Origin of the sequence: Arthrobacter sp. UYEF21, assembly GCF_040546085.1 — a bacterium.
In the GTDB taxonomy this organism is placed as follows: Bacteria; Actinomycetota; Actinomycetes; order Actinomycetales; family Micrococcaceae; genus Arthrobacter.
Map to the genome: position 1 here is coordinate 46,104 of NZ_JBEPNF010000014.1, position 19,750 is coordinate 65,853.

Genomic DNA, 19,750 nt, shown 5'->3' on the forward strand with positions numbered 1-19,750 from the left:
TCAGGATGGTGCAATGCCAGCAAGCAACACCACCGACGTCAAAACCAGCTCAAGCCAGCCGTGGAATCCGCGCCTCGCGCTGCTGGTGGCGTCCACCCTCTTTATGGAATTCCTTGACGGAGCGGTGCTCACCACGGCCATCCCCAACATCGCCGCCGACTTCGGCGTCCCCGCCGCCGATGTGAACATCACCATGACCGCGTACCTCATGACCGTGGCCATGGGCATCCCGCTGAGTGGCTGGCTCGCCGAAAGGGTGGGCGCACGCAAAATTTTCTGCCTGGCGATTGCCCTGTTCACACTCGCGTCCCTTGCCTGCGCAATGAGCCCGGACCTGACGGTGCTGACGTTGAGCCGGATCGTTCAGGGTGCGGCCGGAGCCATGATGGTTCCGGTGGGCACGCTCCTGGTACTTCGCGGCACACCCAAGTCGGAACTCTTGCGTGCCACAGCATTCCTGGTGTGGCCGGCCCTGCTGGCACCGGTGCTGGCGCCACTCGTGGGCGGCGCCCTGACCACGTATCTCTCCTGGCACTGGATCTTCCTGATCAATCTGCCACTGGGCGCAGCCGCGTTCATCGCGGCACTGCGCATCGTGCCCGCCGTTGCAGGAAATCCGGGCCGCCGATTGGACTGGCTGGGGCTGCTCCTGACCACCATGGGAGTCGGTGCCCTGGTGGTCGGCCTGGAACTGGCCACCGCCCATCCAGACGGGCCGTGGGCCGTACTCTCCGCAGTGGCCGGGCTGGCCGCCCTGGGAGGCGCCGTGCTGTGGATGCGACGGGCCAAGAACCCGTTGTTCGCTCTGTCGGTTTTTGCCACCCGGACCTTCCGGGCCATGGCCACGGGCGGGTTTGTGTACCGCCTGACCATCAGTTCGGTGCCATTTCTCCTGCCCCTGATGTTCCAGACCGGTTTCGGCTGGTCACCGCTGCACGCCGGAATCATGGTGGCCGCCGTCTTCATCGGCAACATCGGCATCAAACCGGCCACGACGCCGCTGATCCGCCGTTTCGGTTCCCGGGCCATGCTGGTCTTGGGATCCCTGGCCTCCGCCGTGACCTTCGCACTATGCGCCCTGCTCGCACCGGAAACACCGCAGGCACTGATCTTCGCTCTGCTGGTATGCAGCGGCGCTTTCCGCTCCATCGGGTTCTCGGCCTATCTATGCCTCGGTGCAGTATGCGGACATCGTGCCGGCCCAGCTCACGTCGGCCAACTCTGTCTCAGCGACTCTGGTTCAGCTGGCCGCCGGCTCGGGAATCGCCGTCGGTGCACTGCTGATCCGGGTTTTCGACGGCGTGGCAGTCTTCGACGCGGATGCGGCAGGACCGTTCCGTGGCGCCTTCCTGACCATGGCAGTCTTGATGCTGTTCAGCACCGCAGACAGCCTGTCCCTGCACGGGCACGCCGGCGCAGAGGTCAGCCGTCCGGACCAGCCGCGCCGTCCGGGCGAACCGGTTGTCAGTCCCGGCGAACCGGTTGTCAGTCCCGGCGACCCGGCCGTCAGTCCCGGCGACCGAGACAGCCGAGAAGTCAGCCCGCCTGGCCAAGCACCAGCGGAAGAACAGCCCCCGCCCCCGCCTGGCGCAGGGCACGTCCAGCCACGGTAACGCTCCACCGGCTGTCCACAAGATCGTCAATCAGCATCACACCCTGGCCACGCAGTGAAGCCATGGCTGCCTCCAGTTCCGGTCCCACCACCAATCTGTCCCACACTCCCGCCAGCCGGTAGGCGCTGTTGCCTCCGCGGCTTCCCGTAGGACCGCCGTGGCCAAGGGACAACTCGCCGAGGTAAGGCATGCGGCCGATTTCCGAGATCCCCTGCGCCAGGGACCGGACCAGTTCGGGCTTGCTCCGGGAGGGCATGCTGACAATCGCGACCGGTCTTCCCGCACCGCTCCAGCCCGGGTTGCGGCCATCGCCCGTGCCCCATTCGCGCAGGACCTGAACACAGGCCTGCAGCATGGCAGGATCCACCGGACGGTCGGGCGCACCGGCGGCGAAAAGTTCGCGCAGCGCCCCGCCCCAGCCGAGATCGGTGAGCCGGGCCAGCACGCGGCCGTCCGCCAGTCCTTCGTCAGGTTTGATCTTGCCCTTGACCGGCACACCCAGACGGTCCATGCCGCTGGGCCACTGCAGGCGCGCCTCCAGGACGCCGCCGGCGCGGCGCAGGGTCTGGCCCGCCGCCGCGGTGGCGTCGGCGGCAATGTCTGCCGGGAACCAGCGGCCCGCGCAGTTATCGCACCGGCCGCAGGCATGTGCCGTCTCGTCATCCAGGACCGACGTGATGTACTCCATCCGGCACCCGGCAGTGTCCTGGTAGATCACCATGGAGTCCTGCTCATCCACCCTGGCTTCCGCGATCCTGCGGTAGCGCTCGGCGTCATAGACCCAAGGCTGGCCGGTGGAACGCCACCCGCCGCCGACCCGCTCCACCGCGCCGTCCACCGCCAGCACCTTCAGGAGGAGCTCCAGCGGGGTCCGCCGGAGGTCAACACGTGCTTCCAGGGCGACCGTGGAAACTGCGCCGCCAGCGTCGGCCAAGGCGGTCAGCACGGCGGTAGCCTTCTCCTCCGACGGCATGGACGCCGTCGCGAAGTACTGCCAGATATCGCGGTCTTCGGAGCCCGGCAGCAACAGCACGTCGGCGTTGGCTGCGCCACGGCCCGCACGGCCTACCTGCTGGTAATAGGCCACCGGGGAGGACGGTGCGCCGAGGTGGACCACGAAGCCAAGGTCCGGCTTGTCGAAGCCCATGCCCAACGCCGACGTTGCCACGAGTGCTTTGACCTGGTTGTCCTTGAGCAACTGCTCTGCACGCTCCCGGTCCGCGGGATCGGTCCGGCCGGTATAGGACAGGACGTGATGCCCCGCCTCCGCGAGCAGCCGGGCGGTGTCCTCCGCGGCGGAAACTGTCAGGGTGTAGATGATCCCGCTGCCCGGCAGCTCAGCGAGGTGAGTCAGGAGCCAGCCCAGCCGTTCGCGTGAGTCCGGCAATGCCAGGACACCCAGCCGCAGGGAATCGCGGCCCAGCGTGCCGCGGATGGTCAGGACCCCTGCGCCGAGCTGTTCCTCGATGTCGTGGACCACCCGGGAGTTGGCCGTCGCAGTGGTGGCCAGAACAGGAACCGAGTCCGGCAACTGCGTGATCAGATCCGCGATGCGCCGGTAATCCGGCCGGAAGTCATGGCCCCAGTCAGAGATGCAGTGGGCCTCGTCAATCACCAGCAGGCCGGTCCGCCGGATGAGCTCCGGCAGTTGGTTCTCACGGAAGGACGGGTTGGTGAGCCGTTCCGGCGATACAAGCAGGACGTCCACTTCATCAGCGGCCAGCTGCTCCCGGACGGTGTCCCAGTCAAGCTGGTTCGCCGAGTTGATGGCCACGGCCCGCACGCCGGCGCGGGCAGCGGCGGCCACCTGGTCCCGCATCAGTGCCAGCAGCGGCGAGACGATCAGCGTGGGTCCGGCACCGCGGCGCCGGAGCAGCAGAGAGGCGACGAAGTACACAGCCGATTTTCCCCAACCGGTACGCTGCACCACCAAAGCGCGCCTGCCGCCGTCGACCAGTGCCTCAATCGCTTCATACTGTCCATCGTGGAAGTCCGCCGCCGGATGGCCGACGAGCTCCCGCAGGACCGCCAGGGCCTGGCTTTTTGTGGTGGACGGCGGAGCGGGAGAGGCGGAAAGAAGGGCGGCGTTCTGGGTATCGACCATTGATTCAGTATCCCAGCCCCCACCGACACCCGTTAGGCCGCGGGCTTGGTATGTGGACAATCCGGCGCACGCGGCGGCAACACCCGGACCCAGCTGTCACATAGCCGGGCGCCCACTCCCCCTCCACAGGCACCGGTGCAGTTCCACGTAAGATAAGACCCGTGACTAGCGAACAGACAAAGACTTTTGACCTCTCGGCATCCTTCAAGGCCTACGACGTCCGCGGCATCGTGGGCGATTCCATTACCGCCGAAATCGTCGAAGCCGTGGGGGCCGCCTTCGTGGATGTCCTCGAGCTGGATGGTCAGACCGTCCTGGTAGGCGGCGACATGCGTCCCTCCTCCCCCGAGTTCGCCAAGGCCTTCGCAGACGGCGCCGCCACCCGCGGAGCCAACGTCAAACTCCTGGACCTCATCTCCACCGACGAGCTCTACTACGCCTGCGGCCACCTCAACGCAGCCGGTGCCACCTTCACCGCCAGCCACAACCCCGCCGAATACAACGGCATCAAGATGGCCAAAGCCGGCGCGCAGCCCATTTCCTCCGAATCGGGCCTCAAGGAAATCCAGGCCCTCGCCGAGGAGTACCTGAACACCCGTTCCATCCCGGCCGCCGCCACGCGTGGCCAGATCAGCGTCCACGACGTCCTGAAGGGCTACTCCGAGTACCTCCGCGAGCTCGTGGACCTGTCCGGGTCCCGCCCGCTCAAGGTGGTGGTGGACGCTGGCAACGGCATGGCCGGACTCACCACCCCCGCCGTCCTCGGTAACGCCCTCCTGCCCAAGCTCCCGTTCGAGATCATCCCCCTCTACTTCGAGCTGGACGGCTCCTTCCCGAACCACCCGGCCAACCCCCTCGAGCCGGAAAACCTCCGCGACCTGCAGGCCGCGGTCGTGAAGCACGGAGCCGATATTGGCCTGGCTTTCGACGGCGATGCCGACCGCTGCTTCGTCATCGACGAAATGGGCGAGCCCGTCTCGCCGTCGGCCATCACTGGCATGGTGGCCCGCCGCGAAATCGCGCGAGCCCAGGGGCAGGGCGAGTCGACGCCCACCATCATCCACAACCTGCTCACCTCCCGCGCGGTGCCGGAACTGGTGGAGCACGACGGCGGCCGCGCCGTCCGCACGCGTGTGGGCCACTCCTTCATCAAGGCAGTCATGGCCGAGGAAGGTGCCGTCTTCGGCGGCGAGCACTCCGCCCACTTCTACTTCCGCGACTTCTGGAATGCTGACACCGGTATGCTCGCGGCCATGCACGTCCTCGCGGCGCTCGGTGAGCAGGACGGCCCGCTGTCCGAGCTGGGCCGAGAGTATGAGCCGTACGTGTCTTCCGGGGAAATCAACTCCGAAATTGAGGACAAGGCCGGAGCAGTGGACCGGGTCCGCGCAGATTTTGCTGCCGAGGACATCACTGTGGACACCATGGACGGCAGCACGTTCACGGCCAACGACGGCAGCTTCTGGTTCAACCTGCGCCCCTCCAACACTGAGCCGTTCCTCCGGCTGAACGTGGAAGCCACGGACCGCCCGTTGATGGAACGTGTGCGCGACCGCGTGCTGGCCAATGTCCGGCGCTAAGCCCCACGTGGCCAACGAGTCCGCGGACAGCCCGGCGGCCGTGTCTTCCTGGCGGGATTCCGTTCCGGAAGCCTCAGCCACGGATCTGGAGAACCTGCTGGGCACCGGCATCGGTGCTGCCCAGGAGCAGCTCCAGAGGAACGGCGGCTTCCTGCCGTTCGCGTTGGTGGTGGAGAACGACGGCGAAGTACGCCTGATGGCCGTGACTCCCGCGGATCCCGGGGAAGGCTCCGACGCCGACTTCGATGCGGATGCCATGATCAGCGACCTCACCGAAGTGCTCCGCCAAAACCGGGCCGACTTCCGGGCCGCCGCATTGGTCTGCGACATCACGCTGGTCGAGGAGGATTCTGACGCCATCCACGTGGCCGCGGAACATCGCGATGGAACGGTTTTCGCTGCGGTCCTCCCCTACGCTGCCAACACAGCAACCCGCGAATGGAACTTCGGCCAACTCGCGGCTGACACCAACGAGCCCTCCATCTGGATGGACTAGACCGCAGGCCCTCCGGATGAAAATTAATGCGTTCTCAGATGTCAGCCTACGTGCCCTCATGGTGCTGGCCTCCGCTCCTGACGCGACGCTGCTGACCACGCAGAGCATCGCGGATGCCGTAGCCACGCCCTACAACCATGTCAGCAAGGCCATGGCCAGGCTGCGGAGCCTTGGCCTGGTCGAAGTGGAGCGCGGCAGGACGGGCGGCGCCCGGCTGAGTCGGGCCGGCCGCCGCGCCACTGTGGGCCAGATTCTGCGCGAACTGGACACCAGGAGCGACGCCGCCGACTGTATTGGGCCGGGCGGCGCCTGCCCGCTGATCAACGAGTGCAAGCTCCGGGCAGCCCTCGCCCGCGCCCGTGAGGCCTTCTACCGGGAACTCGACACGGTGGTTGTGGCGGAATTGCCGGGAAGTACGCAGATGGGCCCCGCCTTCCAGATGATCGGCCTGCGGCCCGGCCTTTAGCCAGAAACCGCCAGCCCGCGGCCGTATCCAGCACCCTTCTCCGGCCCTTATCAGGCTCCTGTCCGGCCCTGGTCCGCTCTCGTTCCGGCCCATGACGCACCCGATTTGATTCCTATTTCTACGAGGTGTAGAAATAAGGAATAAATACACGTATTTGAAATGCACGTATTCGCCCGACCGTGCGAAGGCCCCGGTCACCTACCTCAGGAGTACACATGCTCTCGGACAAATCCCGCCCTGTCATTGAGGCCACCCTGCCGCTCGTCGGCTCCCGGATGGGCGCCATCACCCCCAAGTTCTATGCCCGGCTGTTCGCCGCCCACCCGGAACTGCTCGATGGCCTATTCAGCCGTTCCAACCAGCGCTCGGGCGACCAGCAGCAGGCACTCGCCGGAAGCATCGCCGCCTTCGCCACGCACCTGGTCAACAACCCGGGAACCCTCCCGGAAACCGTGCTCTCCCGGATCGCCCACAAGCACGCCTCCCTGGGAATCACCGAACCCCAGTACCAGGTTGTCTACGAGCACCTCTTCGCGGCTATTGCCGAGGACCTCGCCGAGGTCATCACGCCGGAAATCGCGGAGGCCTGGACTGAGGTCTACTGGCTGATGGCAGACGCCTTGATCAAGATTGAGAAGGGCCTCTACGCAGCCCAGGCCAACGGGAAAATGTGGGCTCCTTGGCGGGTTGCGGCCAAGACCCTGGCCGGCACCGGCGCCATGACCTTCACCCTGGAACCGGCTGACGACACTCCCATCACGGCCGCCCTGCCAGGCCAGTACGTCAGCGTCAAAGTCCAACTTTCGGACGGTCTGCGCCAGGTCCGCCAGTACTCCCTGTCCGACGACGCCGGCACCAGCCGTACCTTCACCACCAAGCTCAACGACGGCGGTGAGGTCTCCCCGGTGCTGCACAACGGCGTCGAGCTTGGCGACATCCTGGAGATCTCCAATCCTTACGGCGAAATCACCCTCAAGGAGGGTGAGGGTCCGGTGGTCCTGGCCTCCGCCGGCATTGGCTGCACTCCCACGGCGTCCATCCTGCGCTCCCTCGCCGAAGCGGGTTCAGGGCGGCAAGTACTGGTTCTGCACGCGGAAAGCACCTTGGAAAGCTGGGCGCTGCGCGGCCAGATGATCGACGACGTCGACCGTCTCGCGGGTGCCGACCTGCAGCTCTGGCTGGAGCAGCCGGTCCCGGGTGCGAAGGAAGGGTTTATGTCCCTGCGCGAGGTGGACCTCCCCGCCGACGCTTCGCTGTACCTCTGCGGGCCCCTGCCGTTCATGAAGCACATCCGCAACGAAGCCATCAACGCAGGGATCCCCGCCACCAGGATCCACTACGAGGTTTTCGGTCCGGACATTTGGCTCGCCAACTAGCCCGCCCCTCCGAGTTTTTGTCCAGATAACGCCCCTTATGCGGCCATTTGGCGGCATTATCTGGACAAAAACTCCTTGGGGAGCGTACGACGGCGGCCCCGCACCTTTCGTTGAAAAGGTGCGGGGCCGCCGTCGTACTTTGCGCTAAGTGCCTGACATGCTAGCCCAGGCGGGCCTTCAGGCCTGCCAGCTCGGACTGCAGAGCCTCGGGGAGCGACTCGCCGAAGTTGGCGAACCATTCCTCGATGGAGGCCAGCTCGGTGGCCCACTCCTCCGGATCGACGCGGACTGCTGCCTCGACCTGCGCCGGGGTCATGTCCAGGCCCTTGAGGTCGATGGACTCGCCGGTCGGAACAAAACCGATGGGCGTCTCGACCGCGTCAGCCTTGCCCTCGAGGCGCTCGATGGCCCACTTCAGGACACGGGCGTTATCGCCAAAGCCGGGCCAGGCGAAGCCGCCCTCGGCCGTGCGGCGGAACCAGTTGACCAGGAAAATTTTGGGCAGGCGCTCCGGGTTGGCCTTTGCGGACAGGTTCACCCAGTGGTTCAGGTAGTCGCCGGCGTCGTAGCCCATGAAGGGCAGCATGGCCATGGGGTCGCGGCGGACCACACCAACTGCGCCCGCTGCTGCGGCCGTAGTCTCGGAGGACAGCGTGGAACCCATGAAGATGCCGTTGGACCAGCTGCGCGCCTCGGTCACCAGGGGGATGGTGGTCTTGCGGCGGCCGCCAAAGAGGATCGCGGAGAGCTCCACACCGTCCGGGCTGTGGTATTCCTCGGCCAGCATGTCGATCTGGTCGATGGGCGTGCAGAACCGTGAGTTCGGGTGGGCCGCAGGCTTGTCCGAATCCGGCGTCCAGGAGTTGCCCTGCCAGTCGGTGAGGTGGGCAGGCACTTCCTCGGTCATGCCCTCCCACCACACGCCGCCGTCGTCGGTCAGGGCAACGTTAGTGAAGATGCTGTTGCCCTTGGCGATGGCGCGCATGGCGTTGGGGTTAGTGCCCCAGCCGGTGCCCGGTGCCACGCCGAAGAGGCCGGCCTCGGGGTTGACGGCGCGGAGCTCGCCTTCTTTGCCGAAGCGCATCCAGGTGATGTCATCACCCAGGGTCTCCACCTTCCAGCCCTCAATGGTGGGATCGAGCAGCGCAAGGTTCGTCTTGCCACAGGCGGACGGGAAGGCAGCAGAGACGTAGTACGTCTTCTGCGCCGGCGAGGTCAGCTTCAGGATGAGCATGTGCTCAGCCAGCCAGCCTTCGTCGCGGGCCATGACGGACGCGATGCGGAGGGCGTAGCACTTCTTGCCCAGCAGCGCGTTTCCGCCGTAGCCGGAGCCGAAGGACCAGATGGAACGCTCTTCCGGGAAGTGGACAATCCACTTGTCCGGGTTGCACGGCCACGGCACGTCGGTCTGATCGGCGGCGAGCGGTGCGCCCAGGGAATGCAGTGCTGGCACGAAGAACGCGCTGGTCTCCGTGATGCGGTCCAGGACGTCGGTGCCGATGCGTGCCATGATGCGCATCGACGCGACCACGTAGGCACTGTCGGTGATTTCGACGCCGAACTTGGGATCCTCGGCGTCAAGGTGGCCCATCACAAACGGGATGACGTACATGGTGCGGCCGCGCATGGAGCCGGCGAACAGGCTACGCAGCTTCTGCTTCATGTCAGCCGGGGCCATCCAGTTATTGGTGAAGCCGGCGTCGCGTTCCTTTTCGGAGCAGATGAAGGTCTGCTCTTCGACCCGGGCAACGTCGGCAGGATCGGAAAACGCGGCGAATGAATTCGGGAACGTGTCCGGGTTCAGCCGCTTCAGTGTGCCCGCAGCTACGAGCTCGTCCGTGAGGCGACTGTTCTCCGCTTCGGACCCGTCAACCCAGTGGATACGGTCCGGCTGCGTAAGCTCAGCAACCTCTTCGACCCATGCCAGCAGTGCTGCATGCGTGGTGGGTGCTTTCTCAAGCAGCGGCTTTTGCGCCAGATCGCCCATTGCGGTTCCCTTCCTCGGGTTCATCGGTGTGTCCTAAATGTTATTGGCCGACCGGGGGTCCTAGGCAGCGCCAAGAGTGCACGTTTCTGCTCGTAGGGGCAGTAAACCGCTCAAATTCAAGGAAACACTGGGCACCTTTCCCGAATTAAGTGACGAAGGTCACCTAGACCGGTCTAGTCAGCTATATTACACTCTCCTCGATTTGGCAGCGGGGCCCTCACTCGCGTAAAGTAATTCGAGGTTCGGGGAGCGAGATGCTCCGCGAAACAGAATATGCGCCCATAGCTCAGCTGGATAGAGCGTCTGTCTACGGAACAGAAGGCCGGGGGTTCGAATCCCTCTGGGCGCACAGAATGAAGGTCCGCACCGGTTCGCCGGTGCGGACCTTTTGTTTTAAGCTCAATTAGGCAGGCAATCTGCGCTCCCGGCCGCAGGAAGCCGGGCGTAGGCTGGAGAAATGACGCCCCAAGCCCTGGAAAGCGAATTTGATGTCGTTGTGATCGGCGCAGGCGCCGTGGGCGAAAACGTGGCGGACCGGGTGATCCAGGGTGGGCTCACCTGCGTGGTTGTCGAGGCCGAACTGGTGGGCGGCGAGTGCTCCTACTGGGCCTGCATGCCATCAAAGGTGCTGCTCCGTGCCGGTACCGCCCTGCACGGGGCACAGACCGTCCCCGGCGCCGAAGAAGCGGTCACGCGCACACTGGATGCGGCGGCAGTCCTCAAGCGCCGGGACTACTTCACCTCGAACTGGCAGGACGACAGCCAAGTCAAGTGGCTGGAAGACACCGGGATCGAACTCATCCGAGGCCACGGCTGGCTCACCGGGCACCGCGCTGTGGAAGTAGCCGGACTCGACGGCAACACCTACCGGCTCGAGGCCCGCCACGCCGTAGTTCTGGCCACCGGCTCCACGCCCAACAAACCGCCCATCCCCGGCCTGGCCGATCTCCAGGTCTGGGGCACCCGGGAAGCCACGTCGGCGAGGGAAATCCCGGAACGGCTGGCTGTCCTCGGCGGCGGCGTGGCCGGCACTGAACTGGCACAGGCATTCGCCCGCCTGGGCGCGGACGTGACGCTCGTGGCCAGGAGCGGACTTCTGGCCAGCTTCCCGGCCGAAGCCAGCAAACTTGTGGAGGCAGGACTCCGTGCGGACGGGGTAGAGATCCGCCTCAACACGGCCACGCAAGCCATCCAGGGGAACGACGACGGCACGTTCACCCTGACCCTGCACGATCAGACTCTGGGCGGCCCAAGCACCGTAACGGCAAACAAGGTCCTGGTCTCCACCGGCAGGCATCCCGCCCTCGAGGGCCTCGGCCTGGAAAGCGTGGGCTTCGGAACGCAGGACGGACAGCCCGTCAAAATCACCACCGACACAACCGGCCTAGTCCACGGCACCCCGGGCGAAGAACCTTGGCTCTACGCCGTGGGAGACGCCGCCGGCAAGCACTATTTCACGCACCAGGGCAAGTATGAGGCCCGGGCCACCGGTGACGCCATCGCCGCCCGGGCAAAGGGTGAATTGCAGGGCGCCCCGGAAGCGTGGAGCCGCTACGCCCAGACCGCCAACCAGCATGCCGTGCCCAGTGTGGTGTTCACCGACCCGGAACTGGCTACCGTGGGACGGACAGTGGAGCAGGCCAGGGAGGACGGCTACAACGCGTCCTCGGTGGAACTGCCCATCGAGGTCTCGGGGTCGTCCCTGCATTCAGAACACTACGAAGGCTGGGCACAACTGGTGGTGGACGAGGACCGTGGAGTACTCCTGGGCGCAACTTTCGCAGGTCCGGATGTGGCCGAACTCCTGCACGCCGCCACGATTGCCGTAGTGGGCGAGGTCCCGCTTGATCGGCTGTGGCATGCGGTGCCGTCGTTTCCCACCATTAGTGAGGTGTGGTTGCGGCTGCTGGAGAAGTACGGACTGTAGGCTTTTATTTGAACTGACCAGTCAGTTCGGTTAGGCTGGGGTGCAGACAGTCATCGTCGAAAGGCCACCCTTGCTCTCCGTACAGCAGATCCATGTGAAAGGCCGGCGCGACGATCTTCTTCCGCCCACCTCTCTGCGCGCCAGCCGGGGCGAGTTGCTCCTGGTGGCAGCCGATCGGCAGGACCAGCGGACCGCGTTGGCCTTGACCATCAGCGGCCGCATGAAGCCCACCGGCGGCCAGATTTCCTGGTACGGGAACCCCCGGATCAAGAACCTCCGGCTCGCCAGCGCGCTGCTTGACGCCCCGGGCGTGAACGAACCGGAGCAGCACCTCAGTGTCCGTGACCTCGTGACAGAGGACCTCGCCCTGGTCCCCCGGCGTTACCGCGGCGCCCTCCTCAGCAAGCCCTGGCTCAAGGTCAACCGGTTCGAGGACATTGCGGATCTCTGGACCGAACAGCTGCCCGCCGGGAAGCGGATGGAGCTGCTGACCGCCCTGGCGCTGGCCAACCCGCACACGGACCTCCTGGTGGTGGATTCCCCGGACAGGCACAGTGCCAGCGCTGCGGACTGGCTCCCGAGGCTTGAAGAGCTGGCGTACAACGGCGGCCGGCCACTCGCCGTCGTCGCTACCGTTACTGCCCTCCCGGACTCGTGGACCGGACCGGCAGCCGTAATCGGCAACGCGGCGGTGCAGCCGGACGACGTGCCCGGGCAGAGCGATGACCCCGCGGGGGCAGAGAACGAAGCAGCCGACGACGAAACAGACGCCTTCCTACTCGAAACCGAGGATGCCAAGTGACAGTGCTGCGGCTGGCCCGTTCCGAACTCAAGCGGATGACCGGCGGACTGCTGCCGAAGCTGACCCTCCTGGCCCTGATCATGGTGCCGCTGCTGTACGGCGCCGGGTACCTGTATGCCAACTGGAATCCATACGGGAACCTGGACCAAATCGACGCCGCCCTGGTGGTGGAAGACGCCGGCGCCACGTCTTCGGACGGAACGGACATCCAGGCGGGTAGGAAAGTAGCAGACGGGCTGATCGACGGCCACGTTTTCAACTGGCAGCCGGTCCCCACCGCTGCAGAGGCGGATGCGGGTGTCAGCAACGGCAAGTACGCCTTTGCGCTGAAGATCCCGAAAGAATTTTCCACCAATCTGGTCTCCCCCGGCAGCTTCGATTCCGCCAGCCAGGCGATGCTCAACGTCACCACGAACGACGCCAACAACTACCTGCTGAGCACCATCGTGGACAAACTGACCACGGCCGTCCACACCACCGTGGCCAAAGAGGTGGGCGAAGAGACGGCAAACCAGCTCCTCACCGGCTTCGGCACCATCCATGCGCAGATGCTCAAGGCCGGCGACGGTGCCGGACAGCTGGCCGACGGCGTCGCCGCGCTCCGCGACGGAGCAGGCACCCTGCACGCGGGAACCACCGAGCTCAGCACCGGGGCCGGGGAGCTCTATGACGGTCAACTGAAATTGCGTGACGGCGCCAACCGGCTGACCGAGGGCGCCGGGCAGCTGAGCAGTGGCCTCACCGTCCTAAAGGACAAGACCGCGACGCTGCCCACCGACACCCAGACGCTGGCTAACGGGGCGGCGAAGGTGGCCGCGGGCAACGCACAGCTCGAGACCACGGTGCAGAACGTTGCCACCCAGCTGGATGCCGCGGACCAGGGGATGCGGGCACGGGTTGAAGCTGCCGCGCTGCAGAGTTTGACCGCTGAGGCAGCGGTAAAGCTGATGAAAGCGTTCGACGATGCAGCCGCTTCCAGCCCGGTGGCCACCGCGAAAACCACCATCCAGGCCGATGCCGCACAGATCCAGCAGCTGGCAGACGGCTCGGAGGCCGTGAGCGTGGGCGCCGCCCAGCTCGCCGCGGCCACGCCCGCGTTAAAAGTCGCTGTGGCCCAGGCCTCCGGGGGCGCGGACCAGCTTCATACCGGGGCGGCCACCTTGGCCACCGGCCAGCAAAGTGCGCTCGACGGCGCCGGGCGTCTTGCGGACGGGGCAAAAACGCTCGACGCCGGTGCGGGGCAGCTTGAGGCGGGTGCCCGCACGGCCGCTGACGGGTCCAGGATGCTGGCGGACGAAATTGCCAAGGGCGCCGGGCAGGTGCCCAACCCGGACGATGCGCATAAGGACAGCTTGGCGCAGGTGATCGCCGACCCCGTTGCGGTCAGTAATGTCTCCGAGGCCAAGGCGGATTCCTACGGCGCCGGCCTGGCACCATTCTTCCTGACCCTCGCTCTCTGGATCGGCATCTTTATGCTGGTCCAGGCCATGCGCCCCATCACCCAGCGGGCCCTGGCGTCGAACGCCCGCGCCTGGAAAATCGCCGTCGGCGGCTGGCTTCCGTTCCTGGCGGTTTCAGCTGTCCAAGCTACCCTCCTGACCCTGGTGGTGAACCTGGCGCTGGGACTCAACCCCGCGCATCCGGTCCTGATGTGGCTCTTCATGCTGGCCGCGGCCATGGCGTTCAGCGCCATCATCCAGGGGGTGGTGGCCTTGCTGGGATCACCCGGCAAGCTGGTGGTGCTGATCCTGCTGGTGCTGCAGCTGGTGTCCTCGGGCGGCACGTTCCCGTGGCAGACCACCCCGCAGCCCCTGCACGTGGTGCACGAGGTCCTCCCCATGGGCTACGTGGTCACCGGCATGCGGCACCTTATCTATGGCGCGGACCTGTCCATGATCGTGCCCACCGTCCTGGGGCTGCTCGGCTACACGTTGCTGGGCGCTGCAATGTCCACGTTTGCCGTCCGGAAGCACAAATACTGGACGCTCAAGACACTCAAGCCTGAGATCGCGGTATGAGCGCCGTGATGCCGGACCGTGGTCCGGTTGAAAAGAAGCTTCGCCCTGCGCGGACCAATGCCACGCGCCAGAAGCTGTTCGACGCGTCCATGGACCTGATCGGTGAGCGGGGTACCGCCGGCGTCACCGTGGATGAGATCGCCGCCGCGGCTGGTGTCTCCAAGGGCACTGTCTATTACAATTTCGGCAGCAAGTCGGATCTGATCGCACAGTTGCTGCGGCATGGCGTGGACATCCTGAAAGCCCGCCTGCTGAGCGCTGCCGCTGGCCCCTGGGCTGCGGGTGATCCAGCAGCTGCGGGTGATCCAGCAGCTGCGGGTGATCCAGCAGCTGTGGGTTACCCCGCGGCTGCGGGTAACTCCGCGGCCTCCGGTGATTCCGCACTGGATCCGCTCGTGGCGATGGAGGCGATGATCGGCCAGGCCATGGACTTCATGGCTGAGTATCCGTCTTTCGCGCGGCTGTGGGTCAGCGAAAACTGGCGCACGCCCAGCGTCTGGCGGGACACCTTTGCAGTGCTCAGGGCCGAACTCCTAGCCATGATCGGGGACGCCGTCGAGTCCGTGGCGGCCGCCTATCCTGTGGACCGAGCCATTTCGCAGGGCAGTCTGGAGACGGCGATCCTGGGTGCCTGCTTTGTGGTGGGCCTGGACCGCCAGACCTATAACCCCGAACGGAGCCGTGACCAAAGTGTTGCAGCTATCATGGCCATTATGCGCGGCTACGTCCTGAAGTAACTCCGCCCTCAGGGATGATTGATCCCATGCGCCACATAGGTATCAGCGGGAAGTTCGCCTTGATCACGGCCGTCGCCGCCCTGGGCATGCTGGTGCTTACGGCCATCACGCTCGAGGAAGCCGTGACGGTCACCTTCCTGGGGCTAGCAGCTGTGGCCTACGTCGCCGCGGTGGCTGAACTGTTGGGGCGTCGCCGGCACCTTGCCCTGCTGGCCACCGGCGTGGGCAGCAGCCTGACCATTGCCTTTTTCCTGGCTTTCCTTAGTACATGGGAGCTTGGGTTCGCGGATCAGTCGACGATCGTGGGTACACCGCTCCCCACCGACGATCCGGACAACTACTTCTTCTGGGCCGCCGCGTCAGCCGTTGCCACGGTGCTGGTTCTGTCCCTGGGTGTGGTGTGGCCTTCGGGAAAACGGCTCGCGGCCGGGGGACGTCTGGTGGCTGGGGGACACAAACCCTCGCCAGCGAGCCGCCGGCCGGCAACCCGGGGTGCGGCCGCACGGAAGCCAGCGGGCCGGGGCGCGGCAACCCGGAGTGCTGCCGCCACTGGCAGTGCCGCCCAGCACGGTACCAGTTCCGGCTCAACCGCTCAGCGCGCCTCCGGCTCGCGCGCACCGGCCCGGCTGCCGGCGGCGGCACGGGTACCAGCAGTGGGAGCCAAGCCGCCGTCGTCGTCCGCTGCACCGGTCCGTAAGACGGCACCCAAACCAGCACCCAAGTCCGGCGCCAAGACGGCATCCCGGCGCTGACGCTGCTTCCCGCCACCGGCGACCACCGCCGTCGCCACCCCTCCCAGCAGGAGCGCCCCGCCAGCCAGTTCAGCCGGCGTCGGCACCTCCGCGAGGATCAGCCATGCGGCGCTCATCCCCACCACGGGGACCAGCAACGTGAAGGGAACCACGGCCGACGACGGATACCGGGCAAGCAGCCTGTTCCAGATTCCGTACCCCACCAGCGATCCGAAAATGGCGGTGTACAGCGCACTGACCATGGTGACCGGCTGAAGGTCGGCCAGCGTGCCGAGCACGGCATCCGGGCCGTCCACCAGGAATGAAAGTCCGGCGAGGGGCAGCGGCACCACGGCACCGGACCAGACCACCAGTCCCAGCCCTGACGCGGCCTTGGCCTGGCGGGCGATGACGTTTCCGGCAGCCCAGGACAGCGCCGCGCCCAGCACGATGATCAGCGGCAGTGTGGGCGCCACGGCACTGCGGCCCACGGCCACCACGGCCAGGCCGGCAACGCCGAGAACAACGCCGAACAACTGGCTTCGGCTGGGCCGCTCCCCCAGGAAACCGGCCGACAGGAGAACCGTCAGCAGCACCTGCGCCTGCAGGACCAAGGAGGCGAGGCCGGCCGGCATGCCCAGGGCCATGGCCAAATACAGGAGGCCAAACTGGCCGGCACTCATAAAGAGCCCGACGCCGATAATCGCCTTCCAGCTGACGTCCGGCTTCCGGATGAAGAAGACTAAGGGGAACACCACCAGGACGAACCGCATGGCCACGAACAGCAGTGGCGGCACCTCACGGCTGTCCGTGTGCAGTCCCATGTCGATGGCCACGAAGTTCAGGCCCCAGAGAACGGCGACCAGCAGTGCCAGGAGGGAGTGTCGGAGGTTCACCGTTCAACTCTGACAGACTGCCCCTTCGATGTACCAAAGCCGAACACAGGCTGGACGCGGGGTCAGCGAAGCGGCGCAGCTCCGGGTCAGTGGCGCGGAACCTTGAATTTGGTGATCCGGGCGTCCTGGCCGTCCAGTTCGGCCCAGGACTTTTCAGTTTCCAGGACGGTGAGTGCACTCGTGGGATAGCGCGTTGCGGCGTCCATGTAGGCGTCGTGGTTTGAGTCCCGCGACGCCAGGTGCATCGCCAGGTCCTGGACTCCGGGCATGTGCGAGATGAGCATCAGGGTGGTGACAGTGTCCGGCACATGGTTGACCACGGTGAGCATCCGCAGTGCGGAGGCGGCGTACAGACCGTCCTCAAGTTTCGGCGTCGGGGCCTTATCCCCCAGTTCGGAGCACACCCAGGTGCACGTCTGGCGGGTGCGCAGCGCACTGGAGCAGAGGATGAAGTCCGGCAGGATGCCGTGTTTGACCAGCCATTTCCCGGCAAGGGGCGCTTCGCGGTGCCCGCGTTCCTCCAGCGGCCGTTCGTGATCCGCCACGTCGCCGGGCCAGTCAGCCTTGGCATGGCGCATGATCACCAGGCGTTTAATGTGGTGGTCGTTCATCTCCCAAGCCTAATGCCCACGCGCCCGGAGCCCCGGCGCCGTCGAGCACCGCCACGGTGACCAGTCGTCACGGACCCTAACGGGCAGGCGCTTTCGTGCGTCGCTAAAGGCCTAGATCGAGTATTCCGGAGCGGCCCAGACCACTACTTCGGGGTGCTCGTAGAAGCGGTAGCCCTGGCCGCGGACCGTGCGCACAGTGTTGGCCAGACGGCCAAGCTTTGAGCGGAGGCGGCGGATGTGGACGTCGATGGTGCGCTCGTTGGGGACTTCCTCGGCGTTGCGCCACAGGCCCTCGAGCAGCTCATCGCGGCCAACGGTGCGAGTGCCGTTTTCCACAAGGTAGTTGAGGAGCTCGAATTCCTTGAAGGTCAGGTTCAATGATTCGCCGTCGAGGTGGACTTCACGGCGGGCCAGGTCAATGAGGACGCCGGACGGACGGGGCTCGGCGGACTGCTGGAGCCGGGCGGTCTCGGTGCGCTTCTGGGCATTGACGGTGGGGTCACCGAACGTGGAGCGGACGACGTCGAGCGCGGAACCCGGGGTGCCGGTCGGGGCCATGGCCACGGCAGCGTAGCTTTCGGCACCGGTCACCAGGGACTGTGCGTAGGCTCGGATTTCCTGGGCGAGCTTGGCGATGGAGGTTCCGGCAGCCGCTGCGGTTTCCTCATCGATGCCCATGTAGAGCACAAAGCCGCGGGCCGCGTTGTCGTTGGCGACGGGCCGCACGGCGTTGGCCCCTGCCACAACTGGCGTCGGCGCGGTGAGCGGCGCGGCCTCGTTGGGCTGGACGGCGCGGAGCTGGCCGTAGGAGTTGGGGTTGTAGCCCTGAGGTACGTAGCCGGGGGCGGGAAAGCTGGTTCCGGGGGCGGCCGGGGCGAACCCCGAACGGGTACCAAAACCTTGGCGGAGACCCGGGGCCTGGCTGGGCTTACCTGCGTTACGGACGGAGATGTGGACGTATCCGGATGCAACTGACATGAATGCTTACCTCAATGTGAATGGCCGTTACGACGGCTCGAATGCTGGGTTTCCCGCACTGAAAATCTGGGAGGGGCACCCGAATCCGGACTGGGGGCGAATGCCTAAGAACTTGGTGGGATCTGAAGGTCAGGCGTGCATTCGACAACAGCGCATGTCGGCAGCAGCGGATGTGCTGGGCCAATATTCTGCGGCTGCAGGTGCCGTTGAGTTCTTGTTCACAATTGAAAGTGTGCAACGTAACAATGAGAACTTGCAAGTAACAAAGGCCCTAATGTTCCGCATTGTGAGACAAGCGGTCCAACTGTGTTGTAGATCACAATTCTGTCAGGACCACAAAATAACAGTCGTTATCTGCGAAAGAAGCCAAAGGGCACCCTCCTCGCGAACATTGTTCGGCAGGTACCCCAGTCCATCTGGTGAAATTCATAAAGGCATGGATTACTGAAATCGCCTATGCCGTTTTGCTCCCTGTCCAACCGCGAAGGCGCCCGGCGGCTGAAAATGCCCCTGCGACTGCCTGTTGCGGATTTGGAGAGTGATTCGTGCCACCGCGGTGACGCTTTCCGCATAGGACCGCCCAGCGGCGCCCCGGTCCGTCCAGCTCGCTAGGCTGGGATTCACAGCTTGCGCACAGGAACGCCGCAGGGTGAACTAACCCACAGATCAGAGAGTTGTCCCATGGCTACTTCGCACTCCATGACCAACAACCTGCCGCAGCTGACGCACCCCGACGGCTCCCCTATCCGCGCTCTCGTAGTCGACGACGAACCCAGCCTTTCCGAACTCATGAGCATGGGGCTGCGGATGGCCGGCTGGTCTGTTGCCGTAGCCGCGGACGGCCCGGAGGCCGTCAAGCTTGCCAAGGAGTTCCGTCCGGACGTGCTGGTACTGGACGTGATGCTGCCAGGGTTCGACGGCGTCGAGGTGCTGGGCAGGATCCGCGCCTTTGCGCCGGAGGTACCTGCGCTCTTCCTGACCGCGAAGGACGCTGTCCACGACCGGATCGCGGGCCTGGCCGCCGGAGGGGACGACTACGTCACCAAGCCCTTCAGCATGGAAGAGGTCCTGCTGCGGCTGCACCGCCTGGTCCAGAGGTCCGGAGTTGCCGCCATGGACACCGCCGAACTGGTGGTGGGTGATCTTGTACTCAACATCGATACGCGGGAAGTCACCAGGGCCGGGGACGAACTCCAGCTCACGGCAACACAGTTCGAGCTTCTCCGCTACCTCATGGAAAACCCCAAACGCGTGATCAGCAAGGCCCAGATCCTGGACCGGGTCTGGAATTATGACTTCGGCGGGCAGGCCAACATTGTGGAGCTTTACATTTCCTACCTGCGCAAAAAGGTGGACGCCGCGCAGCCGCCCATGATCCACACCGTGCGCGGCGCTGGATACGTCATCAAGCCGGCGGAGTAGCAGCTC

The 19,750-nt window shown here is 65.6% G+C and carries 14 protein-coding genes, 1 tRNA gene and 1 pseudogene; 11 read left to right on the forward strand and 5 right to left on the reverse strand.

Features of this window, described 5'->3' with window-relative positions; genetic code table 11:
* Positions 1 to 13 precede the first annotated feature (13 nt).
* Positions 14 to 1,613 (forward strand): annotated as a pseudogene (locus tag ABIB27_RS14555) (MFS transporter).
* Here the strand turns inward: ABIB27_RS14555 and ABIB27_RS14560 are convergent.
* Positions 1,537 to 3,717 carry a RecQ family ATP-dependent DNA helicase gene (locus ABIB27_RS14560; RefSeq protein WP_354216572.1) on the reverse strand — a complete coding sequence of 727 codons (2,181 nt, stop codon included), beginning with the start codon at positions 3,715 to 3,717 and terminating at the stop codon, positions 1,537 to 1,539. The pseudogene ABIB27_RS14555 and the gene ABIB27_RS14560 overlap by 77 nt on opposite strands.
* A gap of 161 nt (positions 3,718 to 3,878) precedes the next feature.
* Here ABIB27_RS14560 and ABIB27_RS14565 point away from each other — a divergent pair, with 161 nt between their 5' ends.
* From ABIB27_RS14565 to ABIB27_RS14580, 4 genes are all read left to right on the forward strand, one after another.
* Positions 3,879 to 5,297 (forward strand): phosphomannomutase/phosphoglucomutase, encoded by a 1,419-nt coding sequence (locus ABIB27_RS14565; RefSeq protein WP_354216571.1) that lies wholly within the window; start codon positions 3,879 to 3,881, stop codon positions 5,295 to 5,297.
* Positions 5,284 to 5,793, forward strand: a complete 510-nt coding sequence (locus ABIB27_RS14570) for a hypothetical protein (RefSeq protein ID WP_354216570.1) — start codon at positions 5,284 to 5,286, stop codon at positions 5,791 to 5,793. Before ABIB27_RS14565 ends, ABIB27_RS14570 begins: the two co-directional genes overlap by 14 nt.
* Positions 5,794 to 5,809: 16 nt before the next feature.
* On the forward strand, positions 5,810 to 6,259 hold the full coding sequence (locus tag ABIB27_RS14575; protein WP_354216569.1) for an RrF2 family transcriptional regulator: 450 nt from the start codon (positions 5,810 to 5,812) through the stop codon (positions 6,257 to 6,259).
* A gap of 215 nt (positions 6,260 to 6,474) precedes the next feature.
* Positions 6,475 to 7,635, forward strand: coding sequence for a globin domain-containing protein (locus ABIB27_RS14580; protein ID WP_354254133.1), 1,161 nt, complete (start codon positions 6,475 to 6,477; stop codon positions 7,633 to 7,635).
* 160 nt (positions 7,636 to 7,795) lie between these two features.
* Here the strand turns inward: ABIB27_RS14580 and ABIB27_RS14585 are convergent, their stop codons facing one another.
* Positions 7,796 to 9,622, reverse strand: a complete 1,827-nt coding sequence (locus tag ABIB27_RS14585) for a phosphoenolpyruvate carboxykinase (GTP) (RefSeq protein ID WP_354216612.1) — start codon at positions 9,620 to 9,622, stop codon at positions 7,796 to 7,798.
* Between the two features lie 275 nt (positions 9,623 to 9,897).
* On the opposite strand from ABIB27_RS14585, the gene ABIB27_RS14590 reads away from it, so the two are divergent.
* The 5 genes from ABIB27_RS14590 (at position 9,898) to ABIB27_RS14610 (ending at position 15,106) form a co-directional block, all read left to right on the forward strand.
* Positions 9,898 to 9,971 (forward strand) — tRNA-Arg (locus tag ABIB27_RS14590).
* A gap of 108 nt (positions 9,972 to 10,079) precedes the next feature.
* Positions 10,080 to 11,549: a dihydrolipoyl dehydrogenase family protein gene (locus ABIB27_RS14595; protein ID WP_354216567.1), complete on the forward strand. Its 1,470-nt coding sequence runs from the start codon at positions 10,080 to 10,082 to the stop codon at positions 11,547 to 11,549.
* Between the two features lie 70 nt (positions 11,550 to 11,619).
* Positions 11,620 to 12,351 (forward strand): ABC transporter ATP-binding protein, encoded by a 732-nt coding sequence (locus ABIB27_RS14600; protein WP_354216611.1) that lies wholly within the window; start codon positions 11,620 to 11,622, stop codon positions 12,349 to 12,351.
* Entirely contained in the window at positions 12,348 to 14,369 is a 2,022-nt protein-coding gene (locus tag ABIB27_RS14605) for a YhgE/Pip family protein (RefSeq protein WP_354216566.1), read from the forward strand. Before ABIB27_RS14600 ends, ABIB27_RS14605 begins: the two co-directional genes overlap by 4 nt.
* Positions 14,366 to 15,106, forward strand: coding sequence for a TetR/AcrR family transcriptional regulator (locus ABIB27_RS14610; protein WP_354216565.1), 741 nt, complete (start codon positions 14,366 to 14,368; stop codon positions 15,104 to 15,106). Before ABIB27_RS14605 ends, ABIB27_RS14610 begins: the two co-directional genes overlap by 4 nt.
* 592 nt (positions 15,107 to 15,698) lie before the next feature.
* Here the strand turns inward: ABIB27_RS14610 and ABIB27_RS14615 are convergent.
* The 3 genes from ABIB27_RS14615 to ABIB27_RS14625 form a co-directional block, all read right to left on the reverse strand.
* Entirely contained in the window at positions 15,699 to 16,733 is a 1,035-nt protein-coding gene (locus tag ABIB27_RS14615) for an EamA family transporter (protein ID WP_354216564.1), read from the reverse strand.
* A gap of 86 nt (positions 16,734 to 16,819) precedes the next feature.
* Positions 16,820 to 17,344 (reverse strand): SixA phosphatase family protein, encoded by a 525-nt coding sequence (locus ABIB27_RS14620; protein WP_354216563.1) that lies wholly within the window; start codon positions 17,342 to 17,344, stop codon positions 16,820 to 16,822.
* A 111-nt stretch (positions 17,345 to 17,455) separates the two neighbouring features.
* Entirely contained in the window at positions 17,456 to 18,322 is an 867-nt protein-coding gene (locus ABIB27_RS14625; RefSeq protein WP_354216562.1) for a winged helix-turn-helix domain-containing protein, read from the reverse strand.
* A gap of 681 nt (positions 18,323 to 19,003) precedes the next feature.
* On the opposite strand from ABIB27_RS14625, the gene ABIB27_RS14630 reads away from it, so the two are divergent.
* Complete coding sequence (locus ABIB27_RS14630) at positions 19,004 to 19,744, forward strand: response regulator transcription factor (protein WP_354216561.1); 741 nt, start codon at positions 19,004 to 19,006, stop codon at positions 19,742 to 19,744.
* Positions 19,745 to 19,750 lie beyond the last annotated feature (6 nt).